Origin of the sequence: Lysinibacillus sp. NPDC056185 (assembly GCF_047737915.1) — a bacterium.
Taxonomy (GTDB): domain Bacteria; phylum Bacillota; class Bacilli; order Bacillales_A; family Planococcaceae; genus Lysinibacillus.
In genome coordinates this window covers 1-21065 of the sequence record NZ_JBLLLQ010000012.1, presented here as the reverse complement: position 1 = coordinate 21065, position 21065 = coordinate 1, and the positions used below count along the sequence as shown (strand labels likewise).

The 21065-nt window shown below is 34.2% G+C and carries 14 protein-coding genes; 7 read left to right on the top strand and 7 right to left on the bottom strand.

Features of this window, described 5'->3' with window-relative positions:
* Positions 1-45 precede the first annotated feature (45 nt).
* The 6 genes from opp4A (at position 46) to ACMZ42_RS13235 (ending at position 8820) form a co-directional block, all read left to right on the top strand.
* Positions 46-1770 carry an oligopeptide ABC transporter substrate-binding protein gene (opp4A, locus tag ACMZ42_RS13260; protein WP_415731757.1) on the top strand — a complete coding sequence of 575 codons (1725 nt, stop codon included), beginning with the start codon at positions 46-48 and terminating at the stop codon, positions 1768-1770.
* Positions 1771-1863: 93 nt separating this feature from the next.
* The gene (gene opp4B / locus ACMZ42_RS13255) at positions 1864-2829 is read left to right on the top strand and encodes an oligopeptide ABC transporter permease (protein ID WP_415731756.1); all 966 of its coding nucleotides are present in this window, start codon (positions 1864-1866) and stop codon (positions 2827-2829) included.
* 12 nt (positions 2830-2841) lie between these two features.
* On the top strand, positions 2842-3750 hold the full coding sequence (gene opp4C / locus ACMZ42_RS13250) for an oligopeptide ABC transporter permease (protein WP_415731755.1): 909 nt from the start codon (positions 2842-2844) through the stop codon (positions 3748-3750).
* Positions 3751-4253: 503 nt separating this feature from the next.
* On the top strand, positions 4254-4394 hold the full coding sequence (locus ACMZ42_RS13245) for a hypothetical protein (RefSeq protein ID WP_370075284.1): 141 nt from the start codon (positions 4254-4256) through the stop codon (positions 4392-4394).
* A gap of 86 nt (positions 4395-4480) precedes the next feature.
* Positions 4481-7528, top strand: a complete 3048-nt coding sequence (locus ACMZ42_RS13240) for a lantibiotic dehydratase (RefSeq protein WP_415731754.1) — start codon at positions 4481-4483, stop codon at positions 7526-7528.
* Positions 7529-7602: 74 nt separating this feature from the next.
* Entirely contained in the window at positions 7603-8820 is a 1218-nt protein-coding gene (locus ACMZ42_RS13235) for a lanthionine synthetase C family protein (protein ID WP_415731753.1), read from the top strand.
* Between the two features lie 172 nt (positions 8821-8992).
* On the opposite strand, the gene ACMZ42_RS13230 is transcribed toward ACMZ42_RS13235, so the two are convergent.
* The 7 genes from ACMZ42_RS13230 to ACMZ42_RS13200 form a co-directional block, all read right to left on the bottom strand.
* Positions 8993-9919 carry an ABC transporter ATP-binding protein gene (locus ACMZ42_RS13230; RefSeq protein WP_415731751.1) on the bottom strand — a complete coding sequence of 309 codons (927 nt, stop codon included), beginning with the start codon at positions 9917-9919 and terminating at the stop codon, positions 8993-8995.
* Entirely contained in the window at positions 9912-10967 is a 1056-nt protein-coding gene (locus ACMZ42_RS13225; protein ID WP_415731750.1) for an ABC transporter ATP-binding protein, read from the bottom strand. Before ACMZ42_RS13225 ends, ACMZ42_RS13230 begins: the two co-directional genes overlap by 8 nt.
* 14 nt (positions 10968-10981) lie before the next feature.
* Entirely contained in the window at positions 10982-11902 is a 921-nt protein-coding gene (locus ACMZ42_RS13220; protein WP_415731749.1) for an ABC transporter permease, read from the bottom strand.
* Positions 11902-12831: an ABC transporter permease gene (locus ACMZ42_RS13215; RefSeq protein WP_415731748.1), complete on the bottom strand. Its 930-nt coding sequence runs from the start codon at positions 12829-12831 to the stop codon at positions 11902-11904. The genes ACMZ42_RS13220 and ACMZ42_RS13215 overlap by 1 nt, the downstream gene beginning before the upstream one ends.
* A 122-nt stretch (positions 12832-12953) precedes the next feature.
* Positions 12954-14603 (bottom strand): peptide ABC transporter substrate-binding protein, encoded by a 1650-nt coding sequence (locus ACMZ42_RS13210; protein WP_415731747.1) that lies wholly within the window; start codon positions 14601-14603, stop codon positions 12954-12956.
* Between the two features lie 1030 nt (positions 14604-15633).
* Positions 15634-17319, bottom strand: coding sequence for a methyl-accepting chemotaxis protein (locus ACMZ42_RS13205; RefSeq protein ID WP_415731746.1), 1686 nt, complete (start codon positions 17317-17319; stop codon positions 15634-15636).
* A gap of 434 nt (positions 17320-17753) precedes the next feature.
* On the bottom strand, positions 17754-19451 hold the full coding sequence (locus ACMZ42_RS13200) for an Rqc2 family fibronectin-binding protein (protein ID WP_415731745.1): 1698 nt from the start codon (positions 19449-19451) through the stop codon (positions 17754-17756).
* A gap of 883 nt (positions 19452-20334) precedes the next feature.
* Between ACMZ42_RS13200 and ACMZ42_RS13195 the strand changes: the two genes are divergently transcribed.
* Positions 20335-21065 (top strand): YicC/YloC family endoribonuclease (locus ACMZ42_RS13195; protein WP_415731744.1); only part of this gene is annotated, 731 nt, incomplete at its 3' end.

Here is a 21065-nt window from a genome sequence, read left to right as displayed (position 1 = left end):
AGTGTGTTAATTATTTTCAAAATAAAATTCACGGGGGGATAAACAATGAAAAAATCAGCATTATGGGCTTTCATGCTAATGCTAGTAACAGCTTTGTTTTTAGCAGCGTGTAATAGCGACAACTCGACAACTGACAAAGATAAGGAAAAAGATAAAGGTGATTCCACAAAGACTAGTGAAACAGCAAAAAATAAGGTTGTAACTTTCGGTACCGACCAAGCGCCTGAAGGTGTATTTGATCCAGCCTTTAATGGAAGTATTGTAGATAGCTATATCCAAGGTTTTACAACGGAAGCTATCTACACTGTAAATGATGACTTAGAGTATGTTCCAAATTTAGCAACTTGGGAAATTAGTGAGGATAAATTAACTTATACGTTTACATTTAAGAAAGGTGTAAAATGGCACAATGGTGAGGAGTTAACAGTTGATGACTGGGTATTTGCATTAGAGACACTAGCTGATAAGGATTACGATGGTCCACGATTCAATTATGTAGAAAATATTAAAGGCGCAAAAGCAAAAAAAGAAGGGAAAGCTGACAAAATCGCAGGGATCGAAGTTGTTGATCCATATACTGTGAAAATTACTTTTGAAAAAGTGAAAATTAATAATTTAGAAAATCTTTGGTCTAATCCAATGCCAAAGAAACATTATGAAGGTATTGCTGTTAAAGATTTAAGCGATTCGAAACAAGTTCGTGCAAATCCTGTTGGCTTAGGGCCGTTTAAAGTGAAAAAGGTTGTAGACGGTGAATATTCTGAATTAGAGCGTTTTGATGATTACTGGAAGGGCAAGCCGCAGCTTGATGGGGTGATTGTAAAAGTAATTGACCCATCATTGGCAGCTGGTGCGTTCCAAAACGGAGAAATTGACATCATGGATATTAGACCACAAGCTGTGAAAGAATTGTCAGCATTGAAAAATGTACGTATTGAAGAAACGAATGGTGTAGCTTACTCGTATATCGGTCTTCGTTTTGGTCATCGTGATAAGGCTACTCTTAAAAATGTAGCAGATTTTGATAAGTTTAAATCAAAAGAATTGCGCCAAGCACTATTATACGCAATTAACCGTCCAGCAATGATCGATGCTTTCTTAGAAGGAAAAGCTAATGTTGCAAATACTGTGATTCCACGCTCCTTCTGGACTGCTGCAGAGGAATCTGACTTAAATCAATATGCATACAATCCAGAAAAGGCTAAAGAGCTTCTTAAGTCTGCAGGTTATGTAGATATTGATGGTGATGGCTTTGTAGAAGATCCTAAAGGTAAGCCATTTAAAATTTCATTTGGTCACTATGCCGGTCCTGCTGCCTTTGAGGGTCGTTCACAAGCGATTATTCAAGCTTGGAATGATATTGGAGTGAAAACAGAACAAGCAACTGGTACTTTAATCGAGTTTAACTTATATAATGATATGAAAGATAATGATGATGCTGCATTAGAAGCATTCTTCGGTTCTTGGAGTACAGGTGCAGATCCTGACCCATCTGGATTATGGGGGAACGATGCAGAATGGAACTACGGTCGCTATGTTGATGCTAAGAACCAAAAATTATTAGATAAAGGCTTAAGTGAAGAAGCATTTGACAAAGATAAGCGTAAGCAAACTTATGTGGAATGGCAAAAATACTTCAATGAAGAATTACCAGCTCTACCATTATGGGAAAACATGGATTTATATGGCATTAATAATCGACTACAAGGTGTTCATATTAACGCTGTTGGTTTCCAAACAGATGTTTATAAATGGTATATCGAGGAATAAATTGTAAACTTACAAAGAATTATTAAGCCTACTAACTAGGTCCACTTCATGAATTGGACCTAGTTAGTAAATTTCTAGATAAGGAGACGTCACATGCTTCAATACACACTTCGAAGATTTCTTGGCATGATTCCATTGTTACTCCTTATTTCTGTGGTGGTGTTCTTTTTAGCGAAAATGATGCCAGGGGATCCATTTGCTGGTGAAATCAATCCTTCTAATACGAATCCACAATACATCGAAGAAATGAGAGAAAAATTAGGCTATAATGACCCGATTATCGTGCAATATGGTAGATGGGTAGGTAAATTTATACAAGGGGATTTCGGGAAATCTACTGTTTATAAAAAACCGGCTGCAGAGATTATTGCTCAGCGAATACCAAATACAATATTTTTAGCGTTAACATCATTAGTTTTTACGTACATTTTTGCATTTTTTATGGGAATGTATGCTGGAAGAAAGCCTTATACACTCGGAGATAATTTAATTGCAACTTATAATTATTTAGCTTTAGCCATTCCATCGTTTGTTGCAGGGATTGTTGCTATTTATTTCTTTTCCTTTAAGCTAGGATGGTTTCCATTTAGTGGTTCCGTTGGTGTAGGCATAGGGGAGGGAACTTGGGGTTACTACATGAGTAGGATGCACCATGTTTTATTACCGGCACTTATTTTAGGATTAATGGGAACAGCGTCCTATACACAATTTTTACGAAATGACATTATTGAAAATAGTAGGAAAGATTTTGTAAGAACTGCGAGAGCAAAGGGAACAAAAGAGTCGAAAATATATAACAAACATATTTTACGAAATTCTATTATTCCAATAATAACGTTTCTTGGCTTTGATGTTGCAACATTAATTAGTGGTGCGGTAATAACAGAAACCATCTTTACTTATCCAGGAATAGGCGCACTCTTCTTAGAGTCCGTTGGAAGAAGAGATTATGCAGTCATGATGTCGATAACTATGCTACTTTCGTTTTTAACACTTTTTGGGAATTTGATAGCGGATATACTATATGGTGTAGTAGATCCACGTATTAGACTAGATTAAGGAGGGGAAATTATGACATTGGTAACTGATCAAGAAGTTTTATCTCCAAAAACACCGAAAAAAAGCCCCTCTCCATGGATGATAGCTAGACGAAAGTTTGTTAAAAATAAATTAGCTATGATTAGTCTAATTTTTTTATTAGTAGTTATCGTTTTATCTTTTTTAGCTCCTTATATTACAACAAAAGACATTGTACGTGTCGACTTTATGAAAATTAGTCTTCCTCCATCAAGTGAGCATTGGTTAGGAACAGATACGAATGGACGAGATGTTTTTACTAGAATGCTCTACGCTGGTAGATCATCTTTAACAGTTGGGTTAGGCTGTATGATTTTTATTGTAATAATCGGAACAGCTGTTGGCGCTATTTCAGGGTATTTTGGAGGGAAAATAGATCAAATGTTAATGCGATTTACTGACTTCGTGTTAATGTTTCCATTTTTAGTTTTCGTTATTGTTTTAAATACTATCCTTACTGGAAAAATATCTGGTTTATGGACATTAATAATTGTTATTTCACTTTTAGGCTGGGGAAGTGTTGCAAGGATTGTGCGTAGTAGGGTGCTAGCTGAAAAAGAAAATGAGTATATATTAGCAGCTCAATCAATCGGCTGTAAACCTTCAAAAATAATTATCAAGCACTTATTGCCAAACGTTGCTTCGACGATTATTGTACAAGCAACATTATTAATGGCTGTAACAATCGTTGCTGAGTCTAGTTTAAGCTTTTTAGGATTTGGTGTACCAGCTGATACTCCGAGCTGGGGCAATATGCTATTTGAGGCTAGAAACTCAGAGGTACTGAAAAATATGCTTTGGATGTGGGTACCACCTGCAACGGCTATTACTCTAGTTATTTTGTCGATCAACTTTATTGGAGAAGGATTAAAAGATGCTTTAAATCCAAAATCAAGAAGGTAATTGGCGCATATTGTTGCCACCTAGCTCAAGGAAATAGGACACCATAAAAAGTAATATTAGTTACTAAACTTTCATAGCAAGAAAATCCTTATAAACCTGTTGTGTTATCAGCTATTCAGCTTTTTAAAACTCGGCCAAGGACGTTCTTATGACTTGCTCATCAGTTATACGATAATTGTTTTTACGCGCTATATTTTCACCGCATGGCAAATGTGAAAAGAAGCGGGTCCCAAAACATTTGGCAATCTGTTTTATGAACGTGAAGACATAAGAGACATCGATTCCTGACAGCCAAATGAAAAAATGACTGGCGTCTCTACCTAGTTGTTTCAAGTAATGTCTAGGCATTTCAGGATGCTAGAGTTGAGTATTAATTAAAGATATTTTTCATAAGAATCAATTTTCTGTATATTCTAAAAAATAACTTGATAAATCTATTACTTTTTATTACAATTAAGTTATAGTTTTGTAATATTGTGTTTTCGAAGGAGGTGAATTGGTAAATGAAAAGAGATATTTTTGATTTAGATTTAAAAGTATCAGAAGTAAGCCCACAGATATCGCATCCAGAACAAGAACTACCAAGTTCTAAAGATGCTAACGCTAACCTTTCTTTTAAGCCACCTTGTCCAATAAGACCATAATTATAAATGCGGTGAAAAGTTATTTCTTTTCGCCGCTTTATATTTTTGCTAAATCCGAGATTTTAATAGAATAGGGAGGTTAAATTATGAAAAAAGACTGGAGTATATTGGATTTAAGTGTTGTGAGAACCCCATTATTCCCACTTTCATTTTATATGAGTAAATTATCCTTAGAAACAAATCCAGAAAATATTATAAATTTAGTTCTGAATAATCAAGTTATTAAAGAAGCAATATATTTTGCTAATCCAAATCTCTTAAATGAATTAAAAAAATATAACAATAAAAGTGATAAGAAAAAAAGAAATATTATAACCTCTTTATATAAATACCTTGCAAGAATTTCTACAAAATCAACTCCTTTTGGCCTTTTTTCAGGAGTTCAAGAAGTTTCGCAAAAAAATACTTCATATACCTCTTTAAATAATCAAACAGAAAAAAAAAATAATAAATATATAAGAGTAGATTCGATGTGGTTACTAGGTGTAATAGAAAAAATTGAAGTTCAGGAACAATTGTGGGATTTTATAAATGTTAAATTTGTGGATATGTATTTATTTGAGGGAGATAGGATATTTTTCCCGTACAAAACGATGTACGGACAATTTGATAGATATAAAGAACAAGGTGAAAAAAATGGTTTTTCCATTCGGAATAGCGAGCTAATTAATAAAATAAGGTTAATTGCAACTGACTTTATCCCACTTTCTGTTTTGTTATTTGAGCTGAAAAATATTTATACGGATTTTAATGTGACTGAAATTAAATCTTATTTGAAACAATTAATATCCCTTGAAATATTACATACAAATTTGCGTCCAAATTTAACAAATGCAAATAGTCTAGATGATTTACTATTATTTTTTAAAAGAAATAATTTAGCAGATCAGCCAATGTGTCAATTGCTTTATAAAATACAAGAATGTATTTCAGAATATTCCGATTTGGAATTAGGTAAGTTTGAAAGTATTGAGTTATTGAATGAAATAAAAGTGAAAATGGAGGATTTATATAAATGTAAAGATTATTTACATATAGATTTAAAATTTGAAAGTGATTATGAGCTTCCAAGAAACTGTAATGAGGATATAAAGAAAGCAATTGATATACTAAGTCTTTTTTTAATTCATCACAATCATAATCACAATCAAAGTTTAGAAACCTTTAAAAAAGTATTTATAGAAAAGTATGGCTACAATACAGAAATAAAATTAGTTGAATTACTATATTCTCTTGAAATTACTGATTATACGACAAAGAATATAACGACAAGAACTTTAGATGAGGTAGAGGATCATACAATTTATAATTATATGGAAAGCTTAATCACTAATGCTTTATTTCAAGGGTTTGAAGAATTGGAGATAACTGATAACGAAATAATAAAGTTTAAACAGTATCAAAAAATAGACTTCTCCTATGTATATGAGTCATTTGATATGCTATTCTCAATAGTCAAAAATAATGATCTTGTTTATTTGACAGTTAATAATGATAATTTTTCTGACAATGCTGGACAATTAATAGGAAGATTTTTTCCTTTGTTAAGTGATAAATATATAAAGGAAATTGAAATATTAAATGATTTTGAAAAGAATATTTATGGAGATAATTATGAGATAGCTGAAGTTGGTTGTCAAAGTGTTTACGGAAGAGCTTCTAATATAAGTTCAACTATAAATCCTAGGGATCATGAATTACCTATTCTTTCAGGTTTTTCTAAATTAAAAAATAATATAAAAATTGGTTCGATTCTTTCTGGAATTAATGATTATGGAGAATTATATTTGAAAAATTCTGACACAAACAACTTAATTGTTCCTAAAACAACAAATATGTTAAATGGTGTAAATTATTTTCCTGAGGTATATAAATTTTTATTAGACGTAGGAAAAGAGGGGGAGATTCCTTTTCAAACTTTCTTTCCGATTTTTTATAATAAATTTGTATTTACTCCTAGAATCAGATATAAAAATATTGTTTTGTCTAAAAAACAATGGAGAATTGACATGTATATTCTGCAGTTAGAGAAGCAGTTCAAATATGAGGATTGGGAATATGCAATTTCCAAATGGAGAGAAACGTACAAAGTTCCAAGAATAGTTGAAATGAAAAATTTAGATTCGACAATTTATTTTAATTTAGATAATTCATTGCATTTAAAAATTTTAAGAAAAGAATTTTCTAAATTAAATAAGCTTATTTTTACTGAAGTAGACTATGGAATTGATATTAATTCTATTAAAGAAAATCAATTTAAAGAAGAATTAACAGTATCTATATTGAATAAAAGGAGTATTAAAAAGAAATTTAATACAATGCATAATAATCCAGAAATCAAAAGGAAAATTATTCCTGGCGATGATTGGATTTATTATAAACTTTATATTAAAGAAGATTATCAAGATGAGCTATTAATAAAGTCTGTATTACCATCTATGAATAAATTATTGAAAGAAAATAAGATATATTCTTATTTCTATGTAAGATATATTGATTCTCGTCCTCATATTAGGCTGAGGATAAAAGTAGACTCAACAAATTTTAATTTTGTATTTTCATTTATGTATGATTGGATAAAAAAATATATTGAAGAGAATTTTATAGATAGTTTAAGTATTGATACGTATTATCCAGAATATATGAGATATGGTGGGCAACGATTAGAAGAACGATTTCATGAAGTATTTTTTGCAGACAGCCAATATTGTTTAGAGTTATTAAATCTAAACAATAAAATTGGGGAACCTATTGAGAAAATAATTATTTTTTCGGTAAAGTGTTTATTACAGGATATTGGTTTCGAAAAAGATAAGCAGATTAAACTTATAAATCAATATTTAGACCTACATAGGTTAAATAAAAAAATATTGAAATTAAGTTTCAAAGATTATATTTTAGAAAATTCAGGGATAGATGATTCTAATTTCGAATCTGAAGAAGTTTCAAAATTTAGAGCATGTGTGCTTAAACAATTCTCTAAAGAGTTAGAAATTGCTCAATTAGAAGGATTTGATATGAATGATATTGTCCTATCAGTAATTCATATGAATGTAAATAGATTAATGATTATATATAGAGAAAAAGAAAATCAACTAATGTATAGTTTATTAAAATTTCTTGAGAAAAATTAAATAAACTTCAAGTTCTTCTTACATCATATTACATTTTTTGTGATTTTTATAAATTGTATATGGGGGTAAAACCAATGCATACTTCTTCTTTAGAACTTCAAAAACAATGTTCAATACTTTTTGAAGAACATCTGAAAAACTTTGCTAACAATACTTTGAAAACAAATTTTGAAGATCAAAGTATTCATACTCTTAGTCATGGGATTCCGGGACTTTGTATTTTTTATGCAAGTTTAGATAAGTTGTATCCGAAAAATAATTGGGACTATTATGCACACAGGCATTTAGAAATATTAAATAAAAAGATAGATTTTAATATTATAGATGTATCACTTTACCGTGGAATAAGTGGAATTGGGGCATCAGTTTTATCTTTAGCAAAAGAGGGTAGATACCAACAATACTTAAAATCATTAAATGAAGTTTTAGAAAATCGAATTAGAAAATTACTAAATGAATTCCCTTCAGAATCTGACGTCTCAATATATGATGTTATTTCTGGAATATCAGGTGTAGTTAGATATATGCTATTTTTTAAAGAAAATAATAATATTAATCAGTTAATAAATGAACTAGTTAGTAAGATAATATTATTTGCAGAATCTGAAATGGATAAACTTTCTGGTGATTTTGCAAATAAAAATGATTCTGTTAACTTGGGAACCGCACATGGTTTATCAGGCATTTTATCAATTTTATCAATAGTCAAACTAGAAAAATTTGAAGTTGAAAAATTGAATCTAACTATAGTTAATCTAGTAGCGTTTTTTGAAAAAAATACATTCAAAACATTAGGTGTACTTACTTTCCCTGAACGCTTACCTTTTATAAATACACATAGACATAAAAAATATATTAATTCCTCTTGGTGTTACGGTCTAACGGGGATTACTAGATCAATGATTTTAGCATCTAAGGCAATAGATGATATGTTACTTAAAGAAAAATATATTAATAATTACAACATGTTCCTCAACTCTTTAAATTTAGAGAAAGGAAAGGTTTCTACCGTATTTTGCCACGGTGTTTCAGGGATAATTTATGAAACCTTCTTGATATATAAAGAATCTGGAAATATCAAATTTATTGAACACATTTTAAAGTTACTAACTATATTACATGACAATTCAGATTTTAATAATTTCAATTCATTTCCGGATCGCTCGTTAGAAGAAAACTATATTGAATACAAGGAGGGGATTTTAGACGGAACTATAAGTGTATACATAGTAATATTATCTATTTTGTTAAACGAAAGGGAAAATATGGATTGGATTTTTTTGAAAAGTTAATTTTAAAACGAAGGGGAATTGAAACTTAATTCATTTTCTTCTGAACAAATTAGTCTTTCTGATTGGCGTGATAAGTTTAGTTATATCACAAGATTTTCAAATATTTTCAGATACAATAATGAAAATACTAACTCCCATCACAGCGTTTATACTGTAGACGGGAGTTAGTGTTTTATCGATTAGCAACCCAAGTTTTCACAAGATCTGCAGTACCATAAACGTAATGCTGATTGCCAACTTCGTGGTATGCTGCGCTATCGTCAACCTCTGTATGCTTGTACGGAATACGTTGACGGCGTTTTTCTGACATAGGGTCAGGAAGTGGAATTGCTGATAATAATGATTTTGTATACGGATGAACAGGGTGATTATAAATATCATCTGCTTTACCGATTTCCAAGATTTTACCACGGTACATAACAGCGATACGGTCACTGATATATTTAACCATTGATAGGTCATGGGCAATGAAAAGATATGTTAAGCCACGTTCTTTTTGCAGTTCTTTTAATAAATTAACAACTTGCGCTTGAATTGAAACGTCAAGTGCAGAAATAGGTTCATCGGCGATAATAAATTTAGGATCTAAGCTTAGCGCACGAGCAATTCCAATACGTTGACGTTGACCGCCCGAGAATTCGTGTGCATAACGGTTTGCGTGCTCTTTATTTAAGCCAACAGCCTCTAACAGTTGATTAACTTTTTCACGACGCTCTTTTTTATCTTTGTAAAGACCGTGAATAGTAAAGCCTTCACTAATGATTTCTCCGGCTGTCATACGAGGATTTAATGAAGCGTATGGATCTTGGAAAATCATTTGCATTTGACGATTGAATTTCTTTAAGTCATTTTTTGATTTTTTCCCATGGACGTTTTCGCCTTCGAAAGTAATTTCCCCATCGGTAATGTCGTACAGGCGTATAATAGAACGACCCGTTGTTGATTTACCACAGCCGGATTCTCCTACAAGACCGAGTGTTTCACCTTCGTATACATCGAAGCTAATACCGTCAACAGCTTTAATAGGGTTATTTGCTGAACCGAAATGCTGCTTTAAATTTTTAATTTCTAAAATTTTCTTTGCGCCCGTTTTAGTCATTTGATTGTGCCTCCTTTGCTAAATATCCTTCAATACGTTTAGCAACCGCATCTGGAAGCGGAATTTTTGGTGCGTCAGGATGCATCAACCAAGTTTTTGCAAAGTGTGTTTCACTTACTTGGAACATCGGTGGTTCTTGCTCATAGTCAATAGCCATTGCAAATTCATTACGAGCGGCAAACGCATCGCCCTTCGGAGGGTTTGTAAGATCTGGTGGTGAACCAGGAATTGTACGTAATAGCTCATCAGTATCATTATCTAAGTCTGGCATTGAACCAAGCAAACCCCACGTATAAGGATGCTTAGGATTATAGAAAACATCATTAACAGTACCATATTCAACGATTTGACCTGCATACATAACTGCAACACGGTCGGCAACGTTTGCCACGACACCTAAATCGTGGGTAATGAAAATGATCGATGTTTTCGAAGTTTTTTGGATTTCTTTCATTAGCTCTAAAATTTGCGCTTGAATAGTAACGTCTAATGCTGTTGTTGGTTCATCAGCAATTAGAAGCTTAGGATCAGCTGCAAGTGCGATGGCAATAACAACACGTTGACGCATACCGCCTGAAAATTCATGCGGGTATTGGTTATAACGTTTTTCAGGGAAGGGGATACCTACCTGCGTTAAAAGTTCGATTGCACGTTTTTTAGCATCAGCTTTTGATACTTTTTTATGTTTCAAAATTACTTCAGTTATTTGACGTCCGACCTTCATAGTCGGATTTAAGCTTGTCATTGGATCTTGGAAAATCATTGCAATTTCATTTCCGCGTACTTTTGACATTTCTTTATCGCTTAAAGGCACTAAATCACGGCCATTAAATAATATTTGCCCTGACTCATAAATACCAGGTGGCTGTGGAATTAGTTTCATTAATGCGTTACTCGTAACACTTTTACCAGAACCGGATTCACCAACGATTGCTAGTGTTTCACCTTCTTTTAAGTCAAAGTTTACACCACGAACAGCATGAACAAGTCCTGCATACGTTTTAAAGTTTATTTTTAAATCTTTTACTTCTAAAATTGTTTTACTCATTTTCGGCCACCTCCTTATTTACGTAGTTTTGGATCTAATGCATCACGTAAGCCGTCACCAATTGCGTTAAACGCAAAGATTGTTAGTGAAATGAACAGTGCAGGGAATATTAAACGCCAAGGAGCATTTGCAATCGCGCCATTTCCTTCAGAAGCCATTGTTCCCCAAGAGGCTTGTGGAGCAGGAACCCCAAGTCCTAGATAACTAAGGAAAGACTCTGTAAAAATAGCAGTTGGCACAGTTAATGTCATTGATACTAAAATCGCACCAAGTGCATTTGGCACTAGATGTTTTAAAATTAAATGTCCTGTTCTTGCGCCCAGAGTACGAGCCGCTAAAACATACTCTTGATTTTTAATAGATAATACTTCACCACGTACAATACGGGCCATATTAATCCAACCTGTAATGGATAATGCGATAATCATTGGTATAACACCTTGTTCTAATACTACTAAAAGTACGATTACAACTAAAAGGTAAGGAACAGCTGTTAAAACATCGGCAATACGCATCATAATATTGTCAACACGACCGCCTGCCAAACCAGAAATACTTCCCCATAATACGCCAATGAACAAGTCAATAATTGCCGCAGCAAAGCCGATGAATAAAGAAATACGAGCGCCTGCCCATACACGAACGAAAATATCTCGACCTAAATCATCTGTACCAAACCAAAATTCTGATGATGGTGGGGCATTATAAGCACCTAATTGATCACTATAGTGGTATTGTGAAAACATCGGCACAAATGTAGCCATTAAAACAATAACTATTAAAGCGATTAAACCGAAAATCGCCATTTTATTATGGGAAAAACGAATAAATACTTCCTTCCAAAAGGAGGCAGATTTATCTGTTAATTTTTCAGTTGCTTCATGATTTCCGCCAACAATTTTAAATTTATCTTTTTCGATTTGTTGCTGTGTCATTACTTTTTCGCTCCTTTCAGTCTAATTCGCGGATCGATCACGCTATATAAAATATCTACGATGAAGACCGCAAATAAAAGAATGATTGCGTAGAACACGGTTGTCCCCATAATAACTGTATAATCACGGTTCGTAATACTTTGCACAAAGTGTTTACCTAATCCAGGAACCGCAAAAATTTGCTCTACGATGAAGCTACCTGTAACAACAGCAGCAGTTAATGGACCTAAATAAGTAACAACTGGTAAGAGGGCGTTACGTAAAGTATGGCGGAAGACAATTGTCCATTTGCCTATACCTTTTGCACGAGCCATTTTTACGTAATCACTATTATTTTGTTCAAGCATACTTGAACGTATCAGTTTAGCGATAAAGCCCATATGCGTTAATGCAATAGCTAAGGCTGGCAATATACTATAACTAAAACCTTTCCATCCGCTAATTGGGAATAACTGAAGTTTGTATGCAAGGAAATATTGCATGAGTCCAGCTAATATAAAAGATGGAACGGAAATTCCAAGCACCGCAAAGGTCGTTGCCAAATAATCTGGGAACTTATTATGATAAAGCGCTGCAATTACGCCGATTAATACACCAAATCCAATCGCTAGCAGCATCGCTTCAATTCCTAAAGTTAAAGATACAGGGAAGCCTTCTGCAATCATATCATTCGTAGAACGCGCTTTATATTTCATAGATTCACCGAAATTAAAAGTGGCCGCATCGATTAAATAATCTTTGTATTGAATATACCAAGGGTTATTTAATCCATACGTTTCGTTTAACTTTTCCTCTATTTGAGGAGGGAAATTACGCTCAGATGCAAAAGGGTTACCTGGGGCAAGACGTAATAAGAAAAACGTAGCCGTTACGATGACGAAAAGCGCGAGAAGTATATACATCAGCCTTTTCAAAATATATTTAATCACATAAAACTCCTCCTTCAATTTGTCAATTATCTGACAAAATAGTGCCTTCGTATTTTAAAAAGAGCTGACTCGCGCCGCAGTGGCTACGAGGCAGCTCTCCGCTTAGAGCTTAAAAGAAATTATTATTTCATCTTTACATATTTAAGGTGAATATCACCAGTTGGATTTGGATCTAAGTTTTCAATATTCTTTTTAACTACTGACAAGTTAGTGTAGTAGTAAATAGGTGCAACTGGTAATTCTTTCATAATAATTGCTTCCGCTTGTTTTAAATAATCCATACGTTTTGCTTCATCTACCTCAGCAACTGCTTTGTTCAATAAACCTTTGTATTGAGCATTTTCCCAGCCTGTTTGGTTGTTACCGTTTTTAGCCGTATCGAACGTTTCAAGGAATGTATATGGATCTTTATAGTCAGCTACCCAGCCCATACGACCAATTTGATAATCACCAGTTTTTAATTTATCAATATAAACTTGCCATTCTGAGTTATCTAACTGAGATGAAATACCAAGTTTTTTGCTCCATTCTTCTTGAATATATTGAGCGATTGCCGCATGTGCTTCAGAAGTGTTAAATGAAATGTTAACTTTAATATCTTTAGGGTCTTTAATACCAAGTTCTTTCATCCCAGCTTCAAGAGCAGCTTTTGCTCCATCAACATCATTATCTTTCATGTAACCACGGTCATTTTCAAATCCAGGGATTACTACAGGAACCATACCTGTAGCCGGTTTTTGTTCACCTTTAGTTACATTGTCAATTAATGTTTGACGATCGATTGCTAAAGTAAGAGCTTTACGGATATTTGCATTAGCCATAATTTTGTCTTTTGTATTGAATTTATACCAATAAATACTTGCTTGGTCTTTAATTCTTAAAGATTTATCTTTTTTGAATTCATCAATTACATTAAGATCTACTGTTTGGAATGGAGCACCGATATAGTCAAGCTTGCCAGCTTTATAATTAGTAGCAACAACTGATTCTTTTTCAATCATAGCAATATTTACAGTATCAATATCAACATTTGATGCATCCCAATAATCTTCATTTTTTGTAAGAACGATAGAATCGCTGTGTTTCCAATCGCCTAATGTATAAGGACCATTTGTTACGTAATCTTTACCAGCGTCTGCATACCATTCTTTATTAGCTTCAGTCACTTTTTGGTTAACTGGTAAATAAGTTTTAAATCCTGTTAATTCTAGGAAATATGGAGTTGGGTTTTCTAAAGTTACAACTAAAGTTTTGTCATCTTCAGCTTTGATACCAACGCCATCTGCAGAACCGTTTCCTTCGTTGTAAGCTTGAGCCCCTTTAATTGGGTAGAAAATAGAAGCATACGCAGAAAGGTTTTCTGGATTTAACGCCCATTTCCAAGCATATTCGAAGTCACCTGCTACAACTGAATCACCATTTGACCATTTTGCATCACGTAAGTGGAAAGTATAAGTCTTTTTATCATCACTCATTTCCCAATTCTCCGCCATACCTGGAGTAGGATCACCATTAGCGTCTGAAACGGTTAGACCCTCAAAAATGTTAATTAAGATAGCACTAGATGTAGTATCCTCTGCAAGTCCTGGGTTTAAAGATGGTGGTTCTGAAGCAATTGCTAAGTTAATTTCTTTAGTTTTTGAACCAGAATCTTTTCCGTCGTCTGAAGATGAAGAATTCTCAGACTTTTCACCACCGAAGCCACATGCAGCTAGTACTAATGAGAATACTGCAAGGACAGTTAATAATAAAAACTTTTTGTTTTTATTCATGTAAATCCCCCTTATACATTTTTAAGCCTTCTATGAAGCTCTTATTTAATATACCAAAAAAATCATTGTGTACAAAATAAAAAATATTCCAATTTATATAGTATTATCTGACATTTTCGAAGATGATAATTTTTTTCGGTTTATCACTTTAAATTAAGAAAGCGCTTTCATGATAAAAAAATGATGTTTATTTATTGTATATATCAAAAATGGAATAAAAATCAAAAAGTAACTCACTATATCGAAAATTCGTATTCTTCAGATAATGATATTATTATCTGAAAAATGAATCAAAAGTCATGTGTGTGATATATAAGAAATTTATGTAGATTTGTAGAAAATCGTAGTAAAACTGAGTGATTTATATTCCTGAGTAGGGATTTTTTGTAATTTTTATTCCCGAAGAATGAATATTTTTATCTATTAATGATATATAAGAAACTTGTTTTGTATTTTTTTTAGATTAACCAGTATAAAAGAGAAGAAAGGAAAATTAGAGCAAAATGTGCCTCACTTAAAGAATAAATATCGGGTATTTAAGTAAAATTTGTTTTTTTGAAATAACTTACACATTACTTGAATATACAATGATGTATAAAAAACAGTGCATTGAATCAATTATATGAATGCAGGATTTGACATGTAATAAATGGAGAAATGCATATGTTTTTTTGTATTGTTTTATGGAGAAATCCAATTGTCTTGCTTAGGAGGAAAGCTCCTACATAAAGTTACTAAACAATGTGTAGGTAGAACTTGATGAGTAGAGAATTACTGCATTTCTTTATATGGTCCATTTTACCATATTTACTAAGTTAAATGGTAGTCTTCCTAAAAATAAACAGAAAAGTACGGTTAACGGTAGTTAAAGGTGAACGTTTCCTTAGGCGAGCGAAGGGTTATTAGCGTATATGTTGTTAGTCTCCTTAACTATGGTAGCTCCATTGCACTCGCGCTTTCGATATCAGGAATGTAGATAAACATTAATAAAGCAGAGCATTTCGATTATAGAAATACTCTGCTTAAATGTTTAAAGCTTAAATTGATTAATTTGGGTTTGTAAGTCCGAGGATTTTTCACTTAAATCTGTAGCAACCTGATTTACTTGTTGCATTGTTGCTGCTTGTTCCTTACTAGCTTCAGCAATGAGCTGTGTATTGGCTTCACTAGAAGAAGCGCCCTGAGCAATTTCTGCAACAGAGGCTGCTACTTGTTCAGCGCTTGCAGAGATTTCTTCAGTAGTAGATGAAATGTCTTCTATTTGATCTGTCATTGTAGTGATCGCTTTTGCGATTGCTTCGAAAGAGTTGCCAGCATCGCCAATAATTCTCACACCATCTGTGACAGAATGTAGCCCATCTTCGACAGCCTTCTCTACATTTTGTGTATCTTCTTGGATTTCTTGTGTTAACGTAACGATTTGATTGGCTGATTGCTTTGATTCTTCTGCTAGCTTACGAACTTCATCTGCTACAACAGCGAAGCCTTTACCGTGTTCACCTGCACGTGCAGCTTCGATTGCAGCGTTGAGCGCTAATAAATTCGTTTGATCTGTGATGGCTGTAATTACTGTAGTTATATTGCCTATTTCTTCTGATTGCTTACTTAACTTTTGAACGAGCTTGTTAATCGTTTGAGTAGAATCATAAATCACGTTCATTTGTTGTTGAGCTTCATCAACTGTACTATTACCGTTATTCGCCAATTCAGTTGTTGTTACTGCGCTTTGGTGAAGTTGTTGAGTTGCTTCTGCTATACGTTGTACACCTAGTGCTGTTTCATCCATTGCATGTGCACTCTCATTGGAAGCAATTGTAGCAGTAGATGCTGCATTCGCTGTCTCGTTAATGCGTTCAGTAATCTCATCAGCAGAAGCAGAAATTTCTTCGATAGAGGCGGATAGCTCTTCAGCAGAAGCTGATAAATGTTCCGCATTGCCTTGGATATGTGTTAATAAACCTCGTAAGCTACTTTTCATTATGTTAAAGGCTGTAGAAAGCTGACCGATTTCATCTTTAGATTGATGAGAAAGATCTTGATGATATAATTCACCATTAGCAATATTATTGGCAGCCATAACAACGGATTTCAAAGGTCGTGAAATTGTACGCTGTACATAATACATCAGAGATACCCCAAGTATTACACCAATAATGATAGCAATGATTGAGATTGTTTGAGAATTTGATACTGCTTGTTTAGATGCTTTCGTGACAATATCAAGTTGATTTTTTTGATAACTTACAATTTTCTCTGATACTGCTAACAAATCTGTATTTGCTTTTTGAACAGCGCCATTAACTTTTTGTATCGCTTCTTCTAATTTTCCAGCATCATGAAGTGCTAATGCTTCTTCAGCTGCTTTGTTAAAAGCTTCATTATATGTATTTAGATCCTTTGCATAGGTCTCCATTTCGGATGAATCAGATTTTTCATTGATCTCTTTTACATGCGCATCTAGCATTCTAGCATGCTTTGTAAAGTTATCTTTATTAGCTGCTGAGTCTTCAAGGAGTATTGCCCGAATGTAAAGACCTTGCATTGCTCGTTCAGTTTGAATATTATTAGCTAATTCTACTAGCGTTACACGGTTTTCTAGTGCATTTTCTACCTTCTTATCAATGTTTGAGAATTGAATAAACATAATGACTAATGAAATAATTAAGGTCAGAATGATGGTTAAAAAACCAAAGCTTAATTTTTTGCCTACAGACATAAAGATACGTCCTTTCTGGAATACTATTTACTTTTTATTTAAATTTAGCCATTTAGAAGGGGGGAAGTCAATAACCTCGGAATAAACAGTACGGAATATCATCAGTTTTTTTAGGGTTATTATAATAAGGAACAATAGATACAAAAATCAATCAAGATAAAGGGGAATTTAATAGTCGTATAGTACAGATTTCGTGGTCATTGTCATAAAAATTGAATACGATACATTTCATCATTGAGGTAAGCTCCCCATGGAGATGACGAGACGTATTGAAGCTCCCCACAAAATACTGAATATGGAGTTTTACGATTAAATCGCTATATAACTTTAACAACCAAAAAAATTACATAAGAAAAGCGTGAGAAATCAACATTTCTAAAATTGATTTCTCGCGCTTTTTAAGGTTTTATCCAGTTATGTCCTAGCCTCAACCTTTAAGATTGTTTTTTTAACTGTAAAATGACAGTTTCATCAGGGTCGATGTATACAGTCTTTTGTTCAAAGTAAATTACAAACCCGGGTTTAGCGCCATTTGGCTTTTTTACCTGACGTATTTCTGTGTAATCTACTGGAACAGAGGAAGAGTCTCTTGCTTTTGAAAAATAGGCAGCAAGTGTTGCAGCTTCTCGTAATGTTGTTTCGTCAGGTTCACTTGTATGGATGACAACATGTGAGCCTGGAATATCCTTCGTATGCAACCAAATATCTGTGCGTTTAGCAATTTTAAATGTAAGCATGTCATTTTGTTTGTTATTTTTTCCTACAGAGATCGCTACACCTGTTGAAGAGACATAACGTTCAGGCTCAGGCTTCGCTTGTTTTTTCTTTTTTCGTGCATGGCGTAATTTCAAATAACCTTGTTCTGCTAATTCTTCGCGAATTTCTTCAATATCTCCAGGAGCAGCTTGTTGTACCTGCTGAGCAAGCATTTCGAAATAGGCAATTTCTTCTTTCGTTTTTTCTAACTGTTCTTGAACCATAATAAGGGCATTTTTTGCTTTTGTGTATTTTGTGTAATAGCTTTGAGCATTTTCAACAGGTGTTTTACGTTCACTCACTGGAATGGTGATTTCTTCATCCCCAGTTTCACTATAATAGTTAGTGACAGTTACTTCCTTTACACCTTTTTCAAACGCGTAAACATTCGCCATCAGTAATTCTCCAAATAATTGAAACTGATCTAGCTTAGATGCGCGTTCGTAGTCTTTATTTAACTTTTTAGTTTTTAATATAAGCTTGTCAATTTCATTTTGTAGCCATCGCTCCAAATCACCAGCCTGCTGTTTAACACGATCACGCTCAGCTCGAGCGAAGAATACACGGTCAAGTAGCTCATGGACATTTGGATAAATCGTTACATCTCCTTGTAAATGTGTAAGCGCGATTGGTGAGAAGTACGTTTTATTATTTGCGATTACATACATCGGCTTTGTTCCACCATTATTAAAGGAAGCTATAAAATTTTTAAAGCAATTTACACGATCATCTGTATCTGCTAATCGGAATAATAATTCCTCAGCATGTATAGGAGAGAAACCAATAAATTGCGAAACTACTTCCTTAGCCGTTTTTGGTTCAGAGAAAAACAGTGTAAGCTGTTCGTCGGTTACTGCTAGAGGGTGCCATTTATTCTGTGCGGGCGGTGCGATATAAGGCTGACCAGGTAAAACTGTACGGAAACTATTCACGGAAGGTGACAAATGCTTTAAGCTGTCGACTATTTTTCCCTGTTCCTTATCTATTAATAACAGGTTACTGTGGCGGCCCATAATTTCAGCATGTAATTCCCTTACAATAGGGTCGCCTATTTCATTTTTACTTTCAATTTCTACTATTATAATTCGATCAAAATCGTGCTGTTTAATAGAAGAAATAAAACCACCCTCTAAATGCTTTCTCAACAGCATACAAAACATAGGGGGTTCTGCTGGATTTTCTATAGATTGCTCGGTAAGGTGAACACGTGCGTAAGAAGGATGAATCGAATAAAGTAATTTATGATTGCTTCCGTTCGCACGGATATGTAGAACAACTTCCTGAGCGTTTGGTTGATGTATTTTAGTGATCCGACCTGTTACTAATTGTTGTAAGTCGGCTGCCATTGAATAAGTAAATAAGCCATCAAATGCCATATGAATTCCTCTTTCCAACGATATAAGCATCCTTGGTACTTTCGTATTTTATATTTTAACAGGTGTATTGATTAACCATTTCTATTGCAAATTACATAAAAGGTGCAGATTTCCGTTACGTGCTACTTGCTTTCCTGCGGGCGAGCGTCGAGCCGCTTCCTCCACTTCGCTCCGTGCAGGGTCTCGTCTGTCTCGCTTTCCCGCGGGAGTCAAGTAGCCCTTCACTACAATCTGCTAAAAATGGGCACATTTAAGCAAAATATCAACAAAAAATCGCTCGATAGCATAACAAGGTTTTCTTAATCAACACACCTTATAGTTAAATCCATTTATATGCTCATCACCATAGTTTGTGGTTGATTTTCGTTACGGCTGGGCGCTTTGTTGTTGACGCTTCGCTTTCGCGCAGATAAAACATTTGTTGTTGCTGTCGCTACGCTATCGCACAGAGCAAAGCTTCCTGGGGGCGGTGGGCCAGCACGATGCTGGTCACGAAGGCGTTATCACAGGAAGTGATGGTTTTAGCCTTCTTTCCTCTATTGCTGATTCCCGAGGAGTCGCCCAGTCTCCACTTCAATCAACTTCTGGACATGGCATAAATTTTACCAAAGGTCAGCTCTTCTTTTGGTGATGAGTTTTTTCTTATGTTTATCATAGCATTTTTTAGGTGAATATTAAAATATAGCTTCATATGTGGTAGAATTAACTTTTGCTCTATCTTCATTCAGCAGGTGTTTATCCACCTACTGAATGAAGATAGAGCCTCCGGACGCGATTACGCCAAGGCGAAATTGATCTAATTTTTTACGGAGAGACACGTCATAAATGACAGAGCTTATGTTATAATAATCCCAGTATGCAAAGAAAGGTGTGACGAACCTTGGTGCGTAGTATGACTGGTTTTGGCAGAGGTGTCACAACAACAACAGACTTTCAATTAACCGTAGAAATGCGCTCGGTCAACCATCGATTTTTAGAAATTAATGCAAAATTCCCGAAAGAATGGCTTGAAGCAGAAATTTTTGCAAAGAAATTAATTTCGCAAGCTTTGTCACGTGGCAAAATTGATGTGATGGTTTATGTTAAGGATTTAGAGAACGTCGAGCAATCTATTGAAATTAATTGGTCATTAATTGAAGCGTATCGTAAGGCAAAAGAGCAATTAGCAAGTAAAGTACCACTAGAAGAAAAATGGACAATGCAAGAGCTACTATCGCTTGAACAAGCGCTTGTACAGGAAAAGCCACAGCTTACACCTGAGGATTTACTCTGTGCTGTTGAAAAGGCTATTTCACAAGCACTTGAACAGCTCATTCAAATGCGTGAGCGTGAAGGGCAAGAATTGCATGATGTTGTTGTACAATATAAAGAACAGTTAGTGGAACAAGTGAACCACATTCGTTCATGTGCCTCTCTTGCTGTAGAAAAATATCGTACACGATTATCGGAAAGAATTTCTCAACTGGCGGATGGAGCGTTGTTAGAAGATCGTCTACTTGCCGAAGTAGCGATATTCGCAGAACGTGTGGACATCACTGAAGAATTGGACCGATTAGATAGTCATTTTAATCAACTGGAAGAAACATTACAAGAAACGATTTCAGTTGGCCGTAA